This is a genomic window from Halopseudomonas pachastrellae, from assembly GCF_900114765.1.
GTDB lineage: Bacteria > Pseudomonadota > Gammaproteobacteria > Pseudomonadales > Pseudomonadaceae > Halopseudomonas > Halopseudomonas pachastrellae.
In genome coordinates, this window is sequence record NZ_FOUD01000021.1 from 1 (window position 1) to 18,899 (window position 18,899).

Below are 18,899 nucleotides of genomic sequence, written 5' to 3' on the forward strand. Positions count from 1 at the left end.
CAAGGAAACCGTCGAGCGCAGCTTTGCGGACGCCAAGGAGCTGCACGGGCACCGTTATGCCCGATTCCGTGGACTGCGCAAGGTAATGAAACAGTGCCTGCTGGCAGCCGCCTGCCAAAACATGAAGAAGATTGCCCGCCTGCTGGCGATACTTTTACGCCTGCAATCCGGGATAAGACGCGGCACTTGCCTGCCAGGCTGGAAATGGAGCTGCTCGGACGGTTTTTAGCGGTTAGCAGGCTAAATTACCCGACACCTGCAAAATCATTACAAACACCCCAGAAAAACGAAACCCCGCGAAAACGCGGGGTTCGTCAGCAGTCTGACCCGCTCATGTGAGCGGGTTCTTCTTGGTCGCCAAGCGATCAGCGGGGCATGTAGCGGCCCAGCTCGTGCTTGCCGATAGCGGCACGGTGCACTTCGTCCGGACCGTCAGCCAGGCGCAGAGTACGCTGCATGGCGTACATGTGAGCCAGCGGGTAGTCATCGGATACACCGGCACCACCGTGCATCTGAATTGCGCGATCCAGCACGTTCAGAGCAACGTTAGGTGCGACAACCTTGATCTGTGCAATCTCGCTCTTGGCGACCTTGTTGCCCACGGTGTCCATCATGTAGGCGGCGTTCAGGGTCAGCAGGCGAGCCTGGTTGATCTCGATGCGCGACTGAGCGATCAGGTCGATGTTGCCACCCAGCTGAGCCAGGCGCTTGCCGAAGGCTTCACGCTCAACAGAACGTTTGCACATCAGTTCCAGTGCGCGCTCGGCGGCACCGATGGAGCGCATGCAGTGGTGGATGCGGCCCGGGCCAAGGCGACCTTGAGCGATTTCGAAACCACGACCTTCGCCTAGCAGAACGTTGGAGTAAGGAACGCGTACGTTTTCCAGCAGTACTTCGGCGTGGCCGTGCGGCGCATCGTCATAACCAAAGACCGGCAGCGGGCGGATGACTTTGACGCCGGGGGTGTCCATCGGCACCAGAATCATCGAGTGTTGCTGGTGACGCGGCGCGTCGGGGTTGGTCAGGCCCATGAAGATCATGATTTTGCAGCGCGGGTCGCAAGCACCGGAAGTCCACCACTTGCGGCCGTTGATCACCCACTCATCACCTTCACGGCGGGCGTTGGCCTGCATGTTGGTAGCATCAGAGGAAGCAACGCCCGGCTCGGTCATACCAAAGCAGGAGCGAATCTCGCCAGCCAGCAGCGGCTTGAGCCATTTTTCTTTGTGTTCGTCGTTGCCGTAGCGAACGATGGTTTCCATGTTGCCGGTGTCTGGCGCGCTGCAGTTGAACGCCTCGGACGCCAGGCCGGAGCGGCCCATCAGCTCGGCCAGCGGAGCGTATTCCAGGTTGGTCAGGCCAGCACCCAGGTCGGATTCGGGCAGAAACAGGTTCCACAGGCCGGCAGCGCGGGCCTTGACCTTGAGCTCTTCGACGATGGCGGTGGGCTGCCACCGATCCCCTTCGGCTACTTGCTGGTGAAAGGTGGCTTCAGCCGGGAAAACATGTTCCTGCATGAACGCATCAACGCGCTCGCGTAGTTCTTTAACCTTGGGGGAGTATCCGAAATCCATAGTGGTTGCCTTCGTTTAGTGAGTTCGACGAGGAAAATGCTAGATGACCAACTTGGATTTATCTAACCTATTTTTGCCGTGTATTAACATTCATAAGCGATATATACTTGCCGACTCCGCTGAACTGCATGTCTCGATATGAGCCATTTGACGAAAGGATGATGCGATGAACCTCAGTAAGGTAGATCTGAACCTGTTCATTGTCTTTGATGCCATCTATACAGAGGCAAACCTGACCCGCGCAGGCCAGATTGTCGGCATCACTCAGCCCGCCGTTAGCAACGCCCTCGCCCGCCTGCGCGAGACGTTCAACGACCCGCTGTTTGTGCGCACCGCCCAAGGCATGGTGCCCACCCCCATGGCGCAGAACATCATTACGCCGGTGCGTTCTGCCCTGCAGCTGCTGCGCGTCTCGGTGCAGGAGAGCCGCAGCTTTGTACCCGAGCAGGCGACCAAGACCTACCGTATCAGCATGACCGACCTCACAGAAGCGGTCATTCTGCCGCACCTGGCGTCGCGCATCCGCCGCATGGCGCCGAACATCAACATCGACAGCTTCCTGATCAAGCGCCGCGAAACAACCAAAGAGCTGGCTGCCGGACGCCTGGACTTTGCCATTGACGCGCCATTGAACACCGATACCCAGGTGCGTCACGTCAAATTGTTCGAAGACCACCACGTCTGCGTCATGCGCCCGGGCCACCCGCTGGCGAAAAAAGAGCGCATCACGCTGGATGATTATCTGGCCCAGTCGCACATCCATATCTCGAGCCGCCGCAACGGCCTTGGCCACGTTGACCTGGCGCTCGGCAAGATGGGGCTGCAGCGCCGGGTGGTACTGCGTTCACAGCACTACCAGATGGCGCCACTGGTGATGGAGTCCACCGACATGGTGATGACCGTGCATGAGCGCTTTGCCCAGCGCCATAACCTGCATGCCGTTGCCCTGCCGATTGACGATGTGCCGCCGATCGAAACCCACCTGTTCTGGCACGAGAGTACCGACCAGGACCCGGCCAACCGCTGGATGCGCGAGCAGATCATCGAGCTGTCGCAGAAACTGGTACGTGACTACCAGAAGAGCAAGGATGCAGCCGCCAGCTGATAGCGCTGCAGTTCAAACAAAAGGCCCGCACACAGTGCGGGCCTTTTGTTTTGCTTTAAATAATTGGCTTAACTTGCTGATTCATAAGCCATCTCAATTTTCAGTCCGTCCGCATTGCGGGCCGACTCTGCGACCAGTTGCCGGGCCAACACGCCCAGCGTCATGACTGCCTGCTCGGTTGCACGGTTCCAGGGAATACCGCAGTTCAGACGCAAGCAATGGTTGAACTGGTCAGAGTTGCTGAACACGATACCCGGCGCGATGCTGATGTTTTGCGCCAGTGCCCAGTTGAACAGCGTCAGCGTATCTGCACCGCCAGGCAGGCTGATCCAGAGGATGTAGCCGCCGCGTGGCCGGGATATTTGCGTGCCCTCAGGAAAGTACTGCTGCACCGCCAACTGAAACTGGCTGAGGTTTTTGCAGTACTCCTGGCGGATATGGCGCAAGTGCCGATCGTAACCGCCGTTCTCCAGGTAGGCTGCCACGGCCATCTGGCTGACACTGCAGGCCGACAGCGTGGTGAAAGTCTGCAGCTGCTCAATGGTCTCCTGATACCGCCGCGTGATCAGCCAGCCGGTGCGCACACCGGGTGAGATGGTCTTGGAGAAGCTGGAGCAGTAGATCACGGTATCGGAGCAGTCAAAGGCCTTGAGCGCGCGCGACTGGCCCTGGTCAAACACCAGCTCGCCATAGATGTCGTCTTCGATGATCGTCAGCTTGCGCTGCGCCATCATGCTGACCAGCTTGCGCTGCCGCGCCTCTGGCATGGTCGCCCCCATCGGGTTGCCGGCTCGTGCCGTCAGCACCAGGGCCTTGATGGGCCACTTGTCCAGCGCACGCTGAAGCGCCTCCAGGCTGAGACCGGTATCCGGGTCGGTGGGGATTTCAATCACCTGCAGATCCAGCAACTGGCACAACTGTACCGTGCCGTAATAGCTCGGTGACTCGGTCGCAATCAGGTCGCCAGGCCGGGTTACCGCGCGCAGAGCCAGCTGCAACGCTTCCACGCAGCCATTGGTGATGACTACGTTGCTCGGGTCTACCGCGGCGCCCGCGTCGCGCATGCGAATGGCCACCTGACGGCGCAGCGGCTCATAGCCGGGGCTAAAGGTGTAGCTGAACGCTTTGTGGCTATGGAAGCGGGTAACCTTGCTCATCTGTTGATGCAGGGCGCGCAGCGGCAAGTATTCGCTGGCAGGCACCGCAGCGCCCAACGGGATCACGCCTTCGCGCCGCGCCTGGGAGAGAATCTCGCTGATGATGCTGCTGCGAGTAACCGCACAGGGCGCCTCAACCTTGGCGATCTGCGGCTTGGGTGCGGTCAGTGCCGGGGTTTGATGGACATAGTAGCCAGACTGCGGACGCGCATGAATCAGCCCCTGATCCTCAAGCGTGGCGTAGGCCTGCAGCACGGTTGCATGGCTAACGCCCTTTTGGGTGCTTAGCTTGCGTACCGAGGGTACCCGCTCGCCCGGGCGATAGACGCCGTTCTGAATATCTTCCGCCAATTGCTGGGCAATACGCTGGTACAGCAGACTGGTCATGACAAACCTCCTGGAGCAGACCGACCACAGAGCCTACCCGGTACAGTTGCAGCAGCACAGTGACAGATGCATCACAGTTAACCAGTACAGTTTATGCTGCGGCCAGTTGTCCAGTTGGCTGCCGACCAGTGGCGGCTATTCTGCCAGCGGCACATCCGCCGCCGGCTCACTGACCGGGCGGAAAGGCGCGGCCCAGATACCGCGATACTTGTCGAGCAGGCGCGAGCCCTCATTGCGCTGCTGTTGTTCGAGCATGCCCAGAGCCAGGGCAGACCGCAGTGCGGGCGTGTTGCACACCGAATCGTGTGAAATGGCCAGATACAGCGGTGCGTTGATGAACGAGCCTTCCAGGGTGTCGAGCTGCGCATCAACGCCCATTTGCTCGGCCAGGGCCAGCCCCTGATAACGCTCCAGCACGACGTAATCCAGCTCACCTGCCAGCAGCTTGCGCAGAGCGCGCTCGCCGGAGTCTTCACGCTGCAGGTCCAGATGGTCTGCAGCGTAGGTATCGAACGACAGGCCAAAGCGGCTGCCCTGCTGCGCTGCGCCCCGCTTGCCGCGCAGATCCTGCCAGCCGGTATAGGGGAAGGCGGCGCCGCGGCGGACGAAGAACACACTGGGCACATCCACCACTGGCGGATAGACAAAATCGAGCGAGCCCAGCAGCTCGCGGGTCAGGAACAGGCCCGCCATGATGTCCACCTGCCCGGCCTCAACCGCTTCCAGGGCCTTGGCGCGGGAGCCGAGGTTCAGCACTTCTACCTCGATGCCCGAGCCCTGCAGTGCATTGCTCAGCATCTCGATGGTTACACCGGTCAGCGCCGCCTCGCCATCTTCCGGCGCCCAGGTCAGTGGCGGGTATGCCGGGTTGCCGGTGACCACCACCCGTTCACAGTTGGTGAGTTCCGCTCTGGCCGGTGCTGCGGTAAACGCACCACCCAAGGCCAGCGCAGCTGTCAGGGCAAGAAGTCGATTGGAGCCTGGTGTGAACATGATCAATCCCTGGTTGGTGGGCTATAGCGCAAACAGACCTCGGGCAGCGTGACGGGTTCAGTGTTCAGGCCGCAACGCCGCTATGAAAACGAAACTCCGCATCGTCGGCCACAATGGCCTGCTGCTCTGCCTCGGCAAAACGGGCAATGTGCTCGTCGATGGGCGCCTCGGCGTACGCCTTGGCCAGCCGCAGGTAGTCCTGGTAATGCCGCGCCTCGGATTTGAGCAGCGAACGGTAGAAGTCGCCCAGCTCCTCATCCAGGTGCGGTGCCAGTTTGGCAAAACGCTCGCATGAGCGCGCTTCGATGAACGCCCCGACGATCAGCGTGTCGACCAGCCGACCCGGTTCTGTGGTGCGCACATGCTGACGCAGGCGCTGTGCATATTGACTGGCAGACAGCCCGCGATAGGTGATGCCGCGCTTTTGCATTATCGCGGTGACCTGCTCGAAATGCCTGAGCTCCTCGCGTGCCAGGCGCGACATCTTTTGCAGTAGATCTGGCTTATCAACGTAGCGAAACATCAGCATGAGCGCGGTTGAAGCGGCTTTCTTTTCGCAGTTGGCGTGATCTATCAGCAGCTCTTGCGGGTGCGCCATTGCCTGTTCAATCCAGGCATCAGGGGTGCGGCAAGGCAGAAAGGCGAGGAGTTCGTCGGGCAGCATGGGTCTTTTCACAGGTGGTAACAGCAACGCCGCAGAGTATACCTGCTGAACCCTCCATCCACAGCCCGAATAGACGTGGATCAACACAAAGTGGGTAAAAAACAACTACATTGAAGTCATCGGGCGAGATTGCCTTTTGCACAACAGGGAGAAAGCCATGCAAGCCGTGAAACGCATTCTAGTTGTTATCGATCCCAGCCAGGAGGAGCAGGTTGCGCTGAATCGTGCCAGCCTCATCGCGGGCTTTATCGAATGCGAACTGCACCTGCTGGTGTGTGAGAACCGCGAAGACTACAGCGACCTGCTGGCACGTCTGCGTGTCGAACAAGACGCCAAGGGTATCCGCTGCAGCGTGACCCAGGACTGGCACCATAACGCCACCGACACCATTTGCCGCGCCGTGGCCCGTGAAGGCTGCGACCTGGTCATCAAGCAGCACCGCCCCGATAACCCGCTGCGCAAGGCATTACTCACCCCTGATGACTGGAAACTGCTGCGCTACTGCCCGGCGCCGGTGCTGATGGTCAAGAACAGCGACAGCTGGATCAAGGGCTCTGTCGTGGCGGCTGTGGACGTGGGCAACCACGACGATCAGCACCATGTGCTGCACGACACCATTGTCAGCCACGCCGCCGACATCGTTGAAATGATCGATGGCGACCTGCACTTGGTCTCGGCCCACCCTGCCCCCATGCTGTCAGCAGCCGATCCGGCCTTTCAGCTCAAGGACAGCATCGCTGCCGAGTACCGCGCCCGCGCCGAGCCTTACGTCAAACTGTACGGCATCGACGCGCAGCGCCTGCATATCGATGAAGGCCCGGCGGACACCCTGGTGCCGCAGGTTGCCAACCGCATCGGTGCCAGCGTCACCATCATCGGGACTGTGGGCCGCAAGGGCATCGCCGGCGCGCTGATCGGCAACACCGCCGAGGTGGTGCTGGATCAGGTCAACAGCGACATTCTGGTGCTCAAGCCGGAAGACACCCTCGCGCACCTTGAAGCGCTGTTGGAAAAATAGGCGTGACAGGCCGGCGAGCTCCCTGAACTCAGGGCACTCGTCGGTCGTAATAGGCAGTAGAAAGGTCAAAGAAGGCCTGATCCAGGTTGTCCCTTACCTGTTTCAAGGTTGAGCCATGCCAGAGCGGCTGCAGGCGCAACCCGGCGCTGGCCAGGCCACCCTCGGCCAGACGCGGCAGCAGACGCCAGACCTTGATACACACCGGCATGTTCGGGTCTGCCGGTACCTTCAGGCGTTTTAGTTCGCCCTCCAGCGCCCAGACCGACACCAGTTCAAAGCGGTTCCAGATCAGTTGTTCCAGCAACTGCTCCAGGCGACTCCAGACCGCCGCACGCTGGCCGTTGTCGTAGCGGTTCCAGTCAATGATTTCGTGACTGAAACGCTTGCAACCACGGCACACCAGGTCGCCAAATACGGTGGAGCACAGGCCGATACAGGGCGTTTTACTGGTGTAGGCGTCGGAATCGGGGGGCATGCGGCGGTGCTCAACGGAAAATGCACCATGATAGACCAGTCGCGGCCTTATCCCAAGACGACCAACGCACACCTGCCTCATCGGGGATACAGCTTAACTTTGGGTTCACCATCCTGTAGAATCAGCCCGCCGTTAGGGCTGTGCTTCAGGCGTTTGCCCGCAACCCGTTACGTATCTGCCAACACCAGTTACCCAGGTTGCCCCCCACCAGAACGGGTCTGCGCTTGCACACAGTCTTATTGCCGGCACGCCAGGGAAGCACTGAATAGCTCCCTTATCCAAGATGATTATTCAGTGCTTCCCGGAGTCCGAGAGGATTACCGTTCCGCCATGAGCGGAACAGACTGATGAGGGTAATAACTGTGCTTGAAGCCTATCGCAAACACGTTGAAGAGCGCGCCGCTCAGGGCGTCGTGCCCCAGCCGCTGAACGCCGAACAAACTGCAGGTCTGGTTGATCTGCTGAAAAACCCGCCGGCAGGTGAAGAAGAGTTTCTGCTCGACCTGCTCACCAATCGCGTCCCGCCGGGCGTTGACGAAGCGGCCTACGTCAAGGCTGGTTTCCTTTCCGCTGTCGCCAAGGGCGAAGCAACCTCCCCGCTGCTGACCAAAGAGCGCGCTGTTGAGCTGCTGGGCACCATGCAGGGCGGCTACAACATCGCCACTCTGGTTGAGCTGCTGGACGACGCTGCGCTGGCTGCCACCGCTGCCGAGCAACTGAAGCACACCCTGCTGATGTTTGACGCCTTCCACGACGTTGCCGAGAAAGCCAAGGCCGGCAACGCCCACGCCAAAGCAGTCCTGCAGTCCTGGGCTGACGGCGAATGGTTCGTCAACAAGCCTGCTGTTGCTGAAAAAATCTCCCTGACCGTATTCAAGGTTCCTGGTGAGACCAACACCGACGACCTGTCTCCGGCACCTGATGCCTGGTCCCGCCCGGACATCCCGCTGCACGCTCAGGCCATGCTGAAAATGGCCCGTGACGGCATCGAGCCGTCCGAGCCGGGCGTCGTTGGCCCGCTGAAGCAAATCGAAGACGTCAAGAGCCAGGGCTTCCCGGTTGCCTACGTTGGTGACGTTGTCGGTACCGGTTCTTCCCGTAAGTCTGCTACCAACTCCGTTCTGTGGTTCTTCGGCGACGACATTCCTTACGTCCCGAACAAGCGTGGCGGTGGCTTCTGTTTCGGCACCAAGATCGCTCCTATCTTCTACAACACCATGGAAGACGCTGGCGCGCTGCCGATCGAATTCGACTGCACCGACCTGAACATGGGCGACGTCATCGACGTTTACCCCTACGAAGGCAAAGTCTGCAAGCACGGTACTGACGACGTCATCACCACCTTCGAGCTGAAAACTCAGGTGCTGCTGGACGAAGTACGCGCCGGAGGCCGTATTCCGCTGATCATCGGTCGTGGCCTGACCGAGAAGGCCCGTGCTGAACTGGGTCTGGGCGCTTCCGACCTGTTCCGCAAGCCCGAGCAACCGGCTGATACTGGCAAGGGTTATACCCTGGCCCAGAAGATGGTTGGTAAAGCCTGTGGCGTCGAAGGTATTCGCCCCGGCACCTACTGCGAGCCGAAAATGACCACCGTCGGCTCTCAGGACACCACTGGCCCAATGACCCGCGACGAGCTGAAAGACCTGGCGTGCCTGGGCTTCTCCGCTGATCTGGTCATGCAGTCCTTCTGTCACACTGCAGCGTATCCGAAGCCGATCGACGTGACCACTCACCACACCCTGCCCGACTTCATCCACAACCGTGGTGGTGTTGCGCTGCGTCCGGGTGACGGCATCATCCACAGCTGGCTGAACCGCATGCTGCTGCCTGATACCGTGGGTACCGGTGGTGACTCGCACACCCGTTTCCCGATGGGCATCTCCTTCCCGGCCGGTTCTGGCCTGGTTGCCTTCGCAGCAGCCACCGGCGTTATGCCGCTGGACATGCCGGAATCCGTTCTGGTTCGCTTCAAAGGCAAGATGCAGCCCGGTATCACCCTGCGTGACCTGGTACATGCCATCCCCTACTACGCCATTCAGCAAGGCCTGCTGACTGTCGAGAAGAAAGGCAAGAAGAACATCTTCTCCGGCCGTATTCTCGAGATCGAAGGTCTGGATCACCTGACTGCCGAGCAAGCGTTCGAGCTGTCCGATGCTTCTGCTGAGCGTTCCGCTGCCGGCTGTACCATCAAGCTGAGCGAAGAGTCTGTTGCTGAATACCTGAAGTCCAACATCGTCCTGCTGCGCTGGATGATCGCCAACGGCTACCAGGATCCGCGCACTCTGGAGCGCCGCGCCAAGGCCATGGAAGAGTGGCTGGCCAACCCGAGCCTGATGGCTGCCGATGCTGACGCCGAGTACGCTGCTGTGATCGAAATCGATCTGGCTGACGTCAAGGAGCCGGTACTGTGTGCGCCGAACGACCCGGATGATGCTCGCCTGCTGTCTGCTGTTGCTGGTCAGACCATCGATGAAGTCTTCATCGGTTCCTGCATGACCAACATCGGCCACTTCCGCGCTGCCGGTAAGCTGCTCGAGAAGAACAAAGGCGCTATCCCGACCCGTCTGTGGCTGGCTCCGCCGACCAAGATGGACCAGTACCAGCTGACCGAAGAAGGCTACTACGGCATCTACGGCAAAGCCGGTGCGCGCATGGAAATGCCGGGCTGCTCCCTGTGCATGGGTAACCAGGCACGTGTTGCTGCCAAGTCGACCGTTGTCTCCACCTCCACCCGGAACTTCCCGAACCGTCTGGGTGATGGCGCTGACGTCTTCCTGGCTTCCGCTGAGCTGGCCTCGGTTGCGTCCATCCTGGGCAAGCTGCCGACCGTTGACGAGTACATGGAATACGCCGCGCAGATCGACAGCATGGCGAGCGATGTCTATCGCTACATGAACTTCAACGAAATCGAGTCCTACCAGAAAGCCGCTGCGTCCATCCCGGTCGCACAGCTCTGATAGCTGACCCGAAAAAAGCCCCGCATTAGCGGGGTTTTTTTTGGCTTTTTGTCAGCGCGCCATTGTCAGGCAAGGGCTAAGCCCTTACTCCAGCAGCGAAGCGCCAAGCTTGAGCGCCGTTTCGGTCACCGTCTCCACCGAATGCACATATCCGCTCGCCATCCAGTGCAGGGCGATATGGATAACCCCGCCAAGAATGCCGGCTTGGAGCATTTCGTCGAAGTGCTCGCCCGGATGCGCAAGCGCGCGGGTCATGTCCTCACTGCTTGCCTTCAGTGCCTGGTCGATCGCCTCGTCGACCGCAGGGCTGATACCCCGAATGTCGACAAACAACAGTCGAGCCAGCTTGGGGTTGTCACGCAGGTAGCTGAAATACGCATGCAGCATCGCCCTGCTGCGCTCCATCCGGTCCTCACCCGCAGCCTGGGCCGCAGCCATATTGCGTTCGCGCACCTTGCGAGCGGCCTGCTCGTAGCACGCAATCAGCAACTCGTCGCTGTGGCCGAAGGATTCGTAGAAGTAGCGCTGAGTTAGCCCTGCCGCATCGCAGACCTGCTTCACTCCCGAATGACGGTAACCGTATTCGCCGTAAACCTGGATTGCAGCATCGATAAGCTGCTGGCGGCGCACAGCACGGCGCTCTTCGGTTGAGGAGCCGCGATAGCGACGTTTGACTGAGGTGGCTGTATTCATGCAATGAATTCTGACAACAGGAATTGCCAAAGAGTATATGACAATCTAGATTGTCACCACTGCCCACGTGACGGGAAACCACAATGACACAAGAACAACAAGCATTTGAACCTGTACCACTGGACGTACTGATCATCGGTGCGGGCCTTTCCGGCATCGGTGCCGCACACGCGCTGAGCGACAAGTGTCCGGACAAGCGCTACCTCATTTTGGAGCGCCGGCAAGCCATTGGCGGCACCTGGGACCTGTTTCGCTATCCCGGTATTCGCTCAGATTCTGACATGTATACCCTCAGCTACAGCTACAAACCCTGGAGCAACCGCAAGGCGATTGCGGACGGGCCGGACATCAAACGCTATATCGAAGAAATTGCCGAAGACTCCGGCGCGATTCACAACATTCGCTTCCAGCGACGAGTAGTGTCTGCCAACTGGTCGAGTCAGCGCTCGCGCTGGGAAGTTGTTGCCAAGGCGACCGACGGCTCTGGGGCCGAGCACGAAGAGCACTACGAGGCGCGTTTTCTGTTCTCCTGCTCTGGTTATTACAGTTACGACGAAGGCTACCGCCCGGACTTCCCCAACGAGCAAAACTTCAAGGGGCAAATCATTCACCCGCAATTCTGGCCAGAAGATCTGGATTACGCGGGCAAGCGTGTCGTAGTGATCGGCAGTGGTGCCACCGCTGTGACGCTGATTCCAGCCATGGCCAAGACGGCGGCCCACGTGACTATGCTGCAACGTTCACCCAGCTACGTGGTCGCCCGGCCCCAGCGAGATGGTATAGCTCAGTCGCTGCAGAAGTGGCTGCCACTGCAAGCGGCACACTCGCTGACGCGCTGGAAAAACATCTTTCTCACCCAGTTCTTCTACAAAATCGCACGCAACCGGCCGGACCAGTTCAAGCAGCGTGTTTTGCACATGGTCAAAACTCAAGTCGGCGACGTTGACATGAAACACTTCACCCCGGACTACAAGCCGTGGGACCAGCGCGTATGCGCTGTTCCGGATGGCGACCTGTTCAGGGATGTGCGGGCCGGCCGTGCCAGCGTCGTGACCGATACCATTGAGACGTTTATTGAAAATGGAATTCGCCTGAACTCAGGCCAAGAGCTGGAAGCCGATATCATCGTCACGGCGACAGGCTTGAAAGTAAACGCACTGGGCGATGTTGTCCTGACCGTCGATGGCACGCCGATGCTGTTCAATGAGCGCATGTCCTACAAGGGCATGATGCTCAGTGATGTGCCCAACATGCTCGTCACCTTCGGCTATACCAACGCGTCCTGGACGCTCAAGGCCGAGCTGACTGCCGACTACGCCTGCCGCCTGCTGCGCTACATGGACAAGCACAACTACCGCGAGGCAGTAGTCAGACGCGACGCGTCCGTTCAGGAGCAGCCCTTCCTAGACTTTACCTCTGGCTACGTTCAGCGCGCGGCGAATGTATTGCCCAAGCAAGGCGACCGCGCGCCGTGGCAGGTTCATCAGAACTACCTGAAGGACAAGCTGGCCATTCAGTATGGCCGTATCGATGACGGCGTCATGCAGTTTCAATAACAAGGATAAGAATCCATGCAGACCAAAGAGTGTGTAGCAGTACTGACAGGGGCAGGGAGCGGTATTGGTCGTGCGTTGGCGAGCGCGCTGGCGCAATCGGGATGTCACCTGGCGCTGGCGGACGTGAATGCCGTCGCGCTGGCTGAAACGGCAGCACAAGTAAGGGCGCTGGGCGTCAGAGTCAGCGAGCATACTCTCGACGTTGCCGACCGCAGCGCTGTAGCCGCCCTGCCCGACGCTGTCATCGCAGCCCACGGTCAGGTCGATCTCTTGATCAATAATGCAGGCGTTGCCTTGGGCGGCACGTTCGACCAGGTCAGCGTTGAGAACTTTGACTGGCTGATGCGTATCAACTTTGACGCCGTTGTAACCATGTGCCGGGCTTTTCTACCGCTGCTGCGTCAGCGCCCGGAAGCTCGTATCGTGAACCTGTCCAGCCTGTTTGGCTTGATCACGCCTGCAGGCCAGACGGCCTACTGTGCGAGCAAATTCGCCGTGCGGGGCTTTTCGAATGCCTTGCGCCTTGAACTCAACGACAGCAATGTTGGCGTTACCGTGGTGCACCCCGGCGGTGTCGCCACAGCCATTGCAACCAGCGCGCGTCCTGCCGAAGGCAGCAGCGAGGCCGGCCAGGCCCGCAAGCTGGCACGAGCCAAACGCCTGTTGCGTATGCCACCGGCCCGTGCAGCCGAGATTATTCTCAGGGGCATTGAGCGTAACAAATCCCGAGTGATCGTGGGCAACGACGCACTGATTCTGTCCTGGCTAGAACGGCTGATGCCGGTGAGCTACTGGCGTTTGCTGCCCGGCCTGGCTTCAAACAACGACTAACGGCTCCACGCAAAAGGCAACTGAACGTGAACACTCTGTTTATGACACTGTTGGTGCTGATCGGGCTCACGCTGCTTGGTCTGTTTCTCTACACCCTTTTCGTCGCCAAGCGGATTGAATTGGGCATGCCCCCTGAGGGCAGCTTCATCACCATCATGGGCAACCGTATCCACTACGTGGAGCAAGGTTCTGGGCCGGATACGATACTACTGATTCATGGTCTGACCGGCGTTGTGCAGAATTTTGGCTACGGCCTGATCGACGAGCTGGCCAAAACTCACCGGGTAATTGCTATCGACCGGCCGGGCAGCGGCTACTCGGTACGACCTGACTCCGCATCTGCATCCCTGACCGTCCAGGCAGACGTGGTTGCCGGTGTCATTGATGCCTTGCATCTTGGCAAGCCTCTGCTGGTTGGGCACTCGCTGGGCGGAGCCGTGTCCCTGGCCACAGGGCTACGGCACCCTGACAAGGTGCGTGGCCTGGCGCTCATTGCACCGCTGACACATATGCCCTCGCACGTATCCGACGCCTTCGCCGCGCTGACCATTCGCTACAACTGGCTGCGCAAACTGGTTGGCTGGACACTGGCAGTGCCGCTGTCCATCCGCAAACGCGAACAGGTGCTCGGGGTAGTCTTTGGCCCGGAGCAGGCGCCCAAGGACTTCCCCATTCGCGGTGGCGGGCTGTTGGGCTTGCGTCCAAGCCACTTCATTGCTGCCTCTCGGGATCTCACCGCTCTGGAGGAGGTGCTGCCACAGATGCAACAGCGCTACGACGATCTGCAGTTGCCCATTGGTATTCTGTATGGGCGTGACGACCGTATCCTCGACCCGCAGGAACAAGGCCAGACGCTGGCAGACCGCCTGGACAATGTGGAGCTGACGCTGATCGAGGGTGGGCATATGCTGCCGATTACCCAGCCAGAGGCGTGTCTGACGTTTATCCGTGCGCGCCTGCAAGCCATCCCCGCCGCGGCTTGAGGCTCTTGGCGAGTGTGATGCAGATCACGCTCGCCGCCCCGTCAGTGAACCTTTGGCGACATACTTCTGTCACAAGCTGTGTATTTGGTAAACACAACTATGTGCAAGGAGTAGTCACATGAAACAGTTGAAACTGATCTCTATCGCCATTCTCGCCCTGTTTGCCCTTACCGCGTGCGGCAACGACTATCTGGTTCGCACCACTGATGGTCAGATCATGGAGGCCGAGGACAAGCCGGAAATTGATGAGGAAACCGGCATGATGGAATACGAGGACGCGACAGATCGCGACCGTCAGATTCCGCAGGATGAGGTTAAGGAAATCATTGAGCGTTAATCAAACAAGAAAAGGCCGCCAACGCGGCCTTTTTTACGGCTGAGGCCTGAGTTCAGGCTTACCAGTTATAGGTCACCGAGCCGGTCACGCTACGCCCCTCCCCCCAATAACAGCCCAACGCCGAGATGCAGGTTGAGATGTATTCCCGGTCAGTCAGGTTGTTGGCGCTCAGCTGCAGTGTCACGCCATTGTCTGAGCCCATCGCTTTGGCCACATCGTAGCTCACACTGGCATCAAACAGCGTCACGCTGTCGGTCTCATAGAGATTGGCGGTTTCGCCGTAAGACTCGCCGATGTAACGCGCGCCGCCACCCAGGCCAAGGCCACGCAGCAGACCCTGCTCTACGCCGTAGGCCAACCAGAGGCTGCCTTGCTTGTTGGGCACGAAGGGTTGCTCGTTACCTTTAATGGCGGGGTTGCCGTCACGGGTGATCTCGCTGTCGGCAAGGGTATAGGAGGCCAACGCCTGCAAACCCTGGGTCAGCTCCACCTTGGCCTCCAGCTCCACGCCGCGCATGCGTACCTCGCCGGTCTGTGAGCGCTCGTTGGTCAGCAGGTCGCGGGTCAACACATTCTGCTGGGTCAGCTCATAGGCAGAGAGTGTCCACAGACTGTTGCCATCCAGCGGCTGAAAGCGCAGGCCAAGCTCATACTGTTTGCCCTCGGTCGGCTCCAGTGCGTTGCCGCCGGCATCGGTGCCACTGGTTGGCAGAAATGACTCGCTGTAGCTGACGTAGGGTGCCAGCCCGTTATCAAACTCGTACACCAGACCAATACGCCCGCTGAACGCTTCGTCGCGCTGATCAACACTGGTTTTGCTGCCGGCAACGATATTGCGGGTTGTATTGTCGGCGTCCGCCAGGTCATAGCGGCCGGCCAGGTGCAGGGTAAAGCCGTTGATGGCAATCTCATCCTGCAGGTAGGCGCCGACCTGGTAGCGGTCCTGTTCGCGCCGTGTGGTTAGCGGCGGTTTTACCGCATCGCCGGTATAGGCAAGCGTGCCGAGATCGATGGGGCTGACGTTGAGTCCATCAAAGTGCTCATCATAGGTGCCCCGCTCCAGTTGGTAGTCCAGCCCCAGCAGTACCTTGTGGTCGGCCTGCCCCAGCCTGAAGCTGGCCAGCGCCTGGTTATCCAGTGTCAGCGAGTCAGAGTCTTCCGGGAAGGCCCAGGCATAGCGCACCAAGTCGTTGCCCGCCAGCGCGGCGCCCTGCACCCGCTGAGTGTCGGTATCGACCCGGGCCAGACGCAGATTCTGCCGCAGCGTCCACACCTCGTTCAGGCGGTGTTCAAGTTCATAGCCCAGAAACATCTGTTCGTTGGTGAATTGGTCGTAACCGGGCTCGCCGATAAAGGTATCAGGGCCCAGCTTGCCCCAGGGCGCGCCGCCGTAGAGGGTGCCTTGGGCCGGCAACGCGGGCGGTGCTCCACCACCGTCGGCATCGATCTTTTGATAGTGCGCCAGCAGGGTCAGCTCGGTATTCTCACCCAGCTGCAGGGATAGCGAGGGAGCCAGCAGCTGACGTTCTTCACCGACATGGTCGACCTGAGAGTCGGCATTACGCAGCAGCGCGACCATGCGATAGCGCACCCGCCCCTGCTCATCCAGTGGGCCGCCCAGGTCCAGTCCAGCCTCGCGGTGCTCATGACTGCCGTACTCAACGTGCACTTCGCCTTGCGTGCGCTCGGTCGGGCGTTTACTGACCATGTTCAGCAGGCCGCCCGGCGTGGACTGGCCATAAAGCACCGAGCCCGGCCCCTTGAGCACCTCTACCCGCTCAAGCAGAAAAGGGTCGATACGAGGCTGAGCGTAGCCCAGCACACCAAAGGGCAGGCGCAGGCCGTCCATGAAACGCCCCGGGTTGAAGCCACGCACCATAAACCAGTCGTGGCGCATGTCGGTATTGCCATACTGGCTGACCACTCCCGGCGTGTATTGCAGGGCTTGGGCCAGATCACCGGCGCCGCGCGCCTCAATCTCTTCGCGGGTCACCACACTGACAGCCTGCGGCGTGGCCAGCAGGTCGGTTCCGGTTTTGGTCGCGCTCAGGCTGCTGCGCGCCACTACGCCACCGACCGGGGCGGTGGGGTCTGCAGCTACCCGTTCACCCGTCACCAGCAGTACGCCAAGCATGGCGCTGTCAGCGCCGCTATCAGCCGGAACAACGATATACACACCCTGCCCCTGCTCGACGGCCTGCAGGCCGGTGCCGCTAAGTAGCAGGGCAAAACCAGCGGCAACGCTGTACTCGCCGGCAATCTGCGGCGCGCGCAGATTGGCCAGTTGCGCGGCATCAAACTGCACGCTGACGCCGGCCTGGCGGGCGAAGCCGGTCAACGCGCCAGCGAGATCACCGGCTGGCACCTGGTAATGCTGTGTAATCGGTGCACCAGCGTCAGCCGCCTGTACCAGAGGCGCAGCGACGCTGCTCAGGCCAATGGCCAGAGCCAGCGGTGCAATTCGGGCGCGCTGCATGCGAGCGGCGGATAAGGAAAAGCCTGCCATCTCAAGGACTCCTTTCAAGCGAAGCGAATGATTGTCCCTGTAGAAGACACGCGAGCCGCCCAAAGGGGACAGCCCGGATGAAAAAACTCAGACCGCGGTGACGGACACCCAGTAACGCGTGCGATAGACCACCTTGACCGGCAGGCTGTAAGCAAGGCTGGCCAGGACCTGATCGGTGTTGTTCAGCTGGAAGGCACCACTGACCGGCAGGCTCGCAATATGCTCGTCGCAGCGCACCAGCCCTGTGCGATAGCGCCCCAACTCCGCCAGAAAGCGACCAAGCGGCAAACGATCTGCCACCAGCACACCGTCTGCCCAGTCAGCGCCGCGTGGATCCACCGGTTGTGGCAAGCCCGCTCCATGGCTGTCGAAGCGCAATTGCTGACCAGCCTGGATCAGCGGCCTGCGCGCACTGCTGCGCGGCTCGATCTCGACCGCGCCGGCAAATACCTGCACCAGCGTGTGCTCGCGTTGCTGGCGTACGACAAAGCGGGTGCCCGGGGCCTGAACGCCACCGTGCCGAGTCAGTACCCGCAGCGGCCGGTGCTGACCGGGAGACTGCGCCGGATCGGCGCCGGTATCGATCAGCAATTCGCCGCGATGCAGACGAATCAGCCGCTGGCTACGGTCGTATCGCACATCCAGTGCGGTATCGGTATTGAGGGTCAGTTCAGTGCCGTCGTTCAGGGTCAGGCTGCGTTGCTGGCCGGTGCGGGTGGCGTAATCGGCCTGCCATTCGCGCCAGGGCATCACCTGGTAACCCGCCACGCCGGCCGGTATTACTGTCATCAGCAGTACAAGCGACTTGATCGCACGGCGGCGCGACAGCTCGGTACGCTCGTTCAGCACCGACATCCCTAACTGCGGCGGCACGAGGCCAAACTTGTCGTTCACCTGCAACGCGCGGCGCCAGGCCTGTTCGTGTTGCTCGCTGCGAGCCCGCCAGTGGGCCAGTTGTTCGGCCAAGTGCGGGTCCTGTGCGGACTCATGCCAGCGCACCAGCCATTGGGCCGCTTCGCGAATAACAGCGCGGTCCAGTGTCTCGCGCTGGTGGACGGATGTCAGGGGGTCAGCAGTATGCATTGCTCAAAGGCCTCCGCCATGTCGCGTTTGATGGTGCGCACACTGACGCCGAATTGCTCGGCGATCTGTGCATAGGTCAATCCTTCGAGTTGGGCGAGCAGGAACACCCGGCGCGCGCGGGCAGGCAACCCGTCCAGCAGCGCATCAATTTCATGCAGGGTTTGCAGCAGCACCGCCTGTACTTCCGGTGACGGCACCTCTGGCTCGGGCAGGTTCGCCAGGGTTTGCTGCCAGGCCAGCTCAAGGGATCGCCGGCGCAAGTGATTGGACAGCAAGCGCCCGGCTACGGTACGCAAAAACGCTCTGGGCTCGTGAATCGGCTCAACACTGACGGCGTCACGCGCGGTTAGCACGCGGATAAAGGTATCCTGTGCCAGGTCCGCCGCATCATGCAGGCAACCCAGGCGCTGACGCAGCCAGCCGAGCAGCCAGCGGTGGTGCTCTGCGTAGAGTGCGCCGCACTCCTCCCTTGCCTGATCTCCCACCGTCATGCCACTTCATCCCTTTGGTATAGATGCGAATAATTCTCATTGTAGGGGTGCTTGCAAACGGATGCAACGGCTGGTTGTGCAATCCGTCG

17 protein-coding genes are annotated in these 18,899 nt (G+C 60.3%); 8 read left to right on the plus strand and 9 right to left on the minus strand.

Annotated elements, in window-relative coordinates:
* Nucleotides 1-229 (plus strand): transposase (locus BM116_RS18715; RefSeq protein ID WP_175494048.1); only part of this gene is annotated, 229 nt, incomplete at its 5' end.
* Nucleotides 230-365: 136 nt separating this feature from the next.
* Here the strand turns inward: BM116_RS18715 and BM116_RS15595 are convergent.
* Nucleotides 366-1,574, minus strand: a complete 1,209-nt coding sequence (locus BM116_RS15595) for an acyl-CoA dehydrogenase (protein ID WP_083726386.1) — start codon at nucleotides 1,572-1,574, stop codon at nucleotides 366-368.
* A gap of 166 nt (nucleotides 1,575-1,740) precedes the next feature.
* Here BM116_RS15595 and BM116_RS15600 point away from each other — a divergent pair, with 166 nt between their 5' ends.
* Nucleotides 1,741-2,679 carry a LysR family transcriptional regulator gene (locus tag BM116_RS15600; protein WP_083726384.1) on the plus strand — a complete coding sequence of 313 codons (939 nt, stop codon included), beginning with the start codon at nucleotides 1,741-1,743 and terminating at the stop codon, nucleotides 2,677-2,679.
* A 68-nt stretch (nucleotides 2,680-2,747) separates the two neighbouring features.
* On the opposite strand, the gene BM116_RS15605 is transcribed toward BM116_RS15600, so the two are convergent.
* The 3 genes from BM116_RS15605 to miaE form a co-directional block, all read right to left on the minus strand.
* Nucleotides 2,748-4,223: an aminotransferase-like domain-containing protein gene (locus BM116_RS15605; RefSeq protein ID WP_083726382.1), complete on the minus strand. Its 1,476-nt coding sequence runs from the start codon at nucleotides 4,221-4,223 to the stop codon at nucleotides 2,748-2,750.
* A gap of 135 nt (nucleotides 4,224-4,358) precedes the next feature.
* Entirely contained in the window at nucleotides 4,359-5,216 is an 858-nt protein-coding gene (locus BM116_RS15610) for a substrate-binding periplasmic protein (RefSeq protein WP_083726380.1), read from the minus strand.
* Between the two features lie 64 nt (nucleotides 5,217-5,280).
* Nucleotides 5,281-5,880: a MiaE family protein gene (gene miaE / locus BM116_RS15615; RefSeq protein WP_083726378.1), complete on the minus strand. Its 600-nt coding sequence runs from the start codon at nucleotides 5,878-5,880 to the stop codon at nucleotides 5,281-5,283.
* A 157-nt stretch (nucleotides 5,881-6,037) separates the two neighbouring features.
* Between miaE and BM116_RS15620 the strand changes: the two genes are divergently transcribed.
* Entirely contained in the window at nucleotides 6,038-6,898 is an 861-nt protein-coding gene (locus BM116_RS15620; protein WP_083726376.1) for a universal stress protein, read from the plus strand.
* 28 nt (nucleotides 6,899-6,926) lie between these two features.
* On the opposite strand, the gene BM116_RS15625 is transcribed toward BM116_RS15620, so the two are convergent.
* Nucleotides 6,927-7,373 (minus strand): DUF1289 domain-containing protein, encoded by a 447-nt coding sequence (locus BM116_RS15625; RefSeq protein ID WP_169847252.1) that lies wholly within the window; start codon nucleotides 7,371-7,373, stop codon nucleotides 6,927-6,929.
* A 362-nt stretch (nucleotides 7,374-7,735) separates the two neighbouring features.
* Here BM116_RS15625 and acnB point away from each other — a divergent pair, with 362 nt between their 5' ends.
* Nucleotides 7,736-10,330 carry a bifunctional aconitate hydratase 2/2-methylisocitrate dehydratase gene (gene acnB, locus BM116_RS15630; RefSeq protein WP_083726372.1) on the plus strand — a complete coding sequence of 865 codons (2,595 nt, stop codon included), beginning with the start codon at nucleotides 7,736-7,738 and terminating at the stop codon, nucleotides 10,328-10,330.
* Between the two features lie 84 nt (nucleotides 10,331-10,414).
* Here acnB and BM116_RS15635 read toward each other — a convergent pair whose 3' ends face one another.
* Nucleotides 10,415-11,023, minus strand: a complete 609-nt coding sequence (locus BM116_RS15635; RefSeq protein ID WP_083726370.1) for a TetR/AcrR family transcriptional regulator — start codon at nucleotides 11,021-11,023, stop codon at nucleotides 10,415-10,417.
* A gap of 83 nt (nucleotides 11,024-11,106) precedes the next feature.
* Between BM116_RS15635 and BM116_RS15640 the strand changes: the two genes are divergently transcribed.
* From BM116_RS15640 to BM116_RS15655, 4 genes are all read left to right on the plus strand, one after another.
* The gene (locus BM116_RS15640; protein ID WP_083726368.1) at nucleotides 11,107-12,579 is read left to right on the plus strand and encodes a flavin-containing monooxygenase; all 1,473 of its coding nucleotides are present in this window, start codon (nucleotides 11,107-11,109) and stop codon (nucleotides 12,577-12,579) included.
* Between the two features lie 15 nt (nucleotides 12,580-12,594).
* Nucleotides 12,595-13,410, plus strand: a complete 816-nt coding sequence (locus tag BM116_RS15645; RefSeq protein WP_083726366.1) for an SDR family NAD(P)-dependent oxidoreductase — start codon at nucleotides 12,595-12,597, stop codon at nucleotides 13,408-13,410.
* A gap of 26 nt (nucleotides 13,411-13,436) precedes the next feature.
* Nucleotides 13,437-14,393 (plus strand): alpha/beta fold hydrolase, encoded by a 957-nt coding sequence (locus BM116_RS15650; RefSeq protein ID WP_211276266.1) that lies wholly within the window; start codon nucleotides 13,437-13,439, stop codon nucleotides 14,391-14,393.
* 118 nt (nucleotides 14,394-14,511) lie between these two features.
* The gene (locus BM116_RS15655; RefSeq protein ID WP_083726364.1) at nucleotides 14,512-14,730 is read left to right on the plus strand and encodes a YgdI/YgdR family lipoprotein; all 219 of its coding nucleotides are present in this window, start codon (nucleotides 14,512-14,514) and stop codon (nucleotides 14,728-14,730) included.
* A gap of 58 nt (nucleotides 14,731-14,788) precedes the next feature.
* Here the strand turns inward: BM116_RS15655 and BM116_RS15660 are convergent, their stop codons facing one another.
* From BM116_RS15660 to BM116_RS15670, 3 genes are all read right to left on the minus strand, one after another.
* The gene (locus BM116_RS15660) at nucleotides 14,789-17,236 is read right to left on the minus strand and encodes a TonB-dependent siderophore receptor (RefSeq protein WP_090475253.1); all 2,448 of its coding nucleotides are present in this window, start codon (nucleotides 17,234-17,236) and stop codon (nucleotides 14,789-14,791) included.
* A gap of 87 nt (nucleotides 17,237-17,323) precedes the next feature.
* A complete protein-coding gene (locus BM116_RS15665; RefSeq protein ID WP_083726360.1) occupies nucleotides 17,324-18,319 on the minus strand; it encodes a FecR domain-containing protein in 996 nt (331 codons plus the stop codon).
* Nucleotides 18,298-18,810, minus strand: coding sequence for a sigma-70 family RNA polymerase sigma factor (locus tag BM116_RS15670; RefSeq protein WP_083726400.1), 513 nt, complete (start codon nucleotides 18,808-18,810; stop codon nucleotides 18,298-18,300). The genes BM116_RS15665 and BM116_RS15670 overlap by 22 nt, the downstream gene beginning before the upstream one ends.
* Between the last annotated feature and the right edge of the window lie 89 nt (nucleotides 18,811-18,899).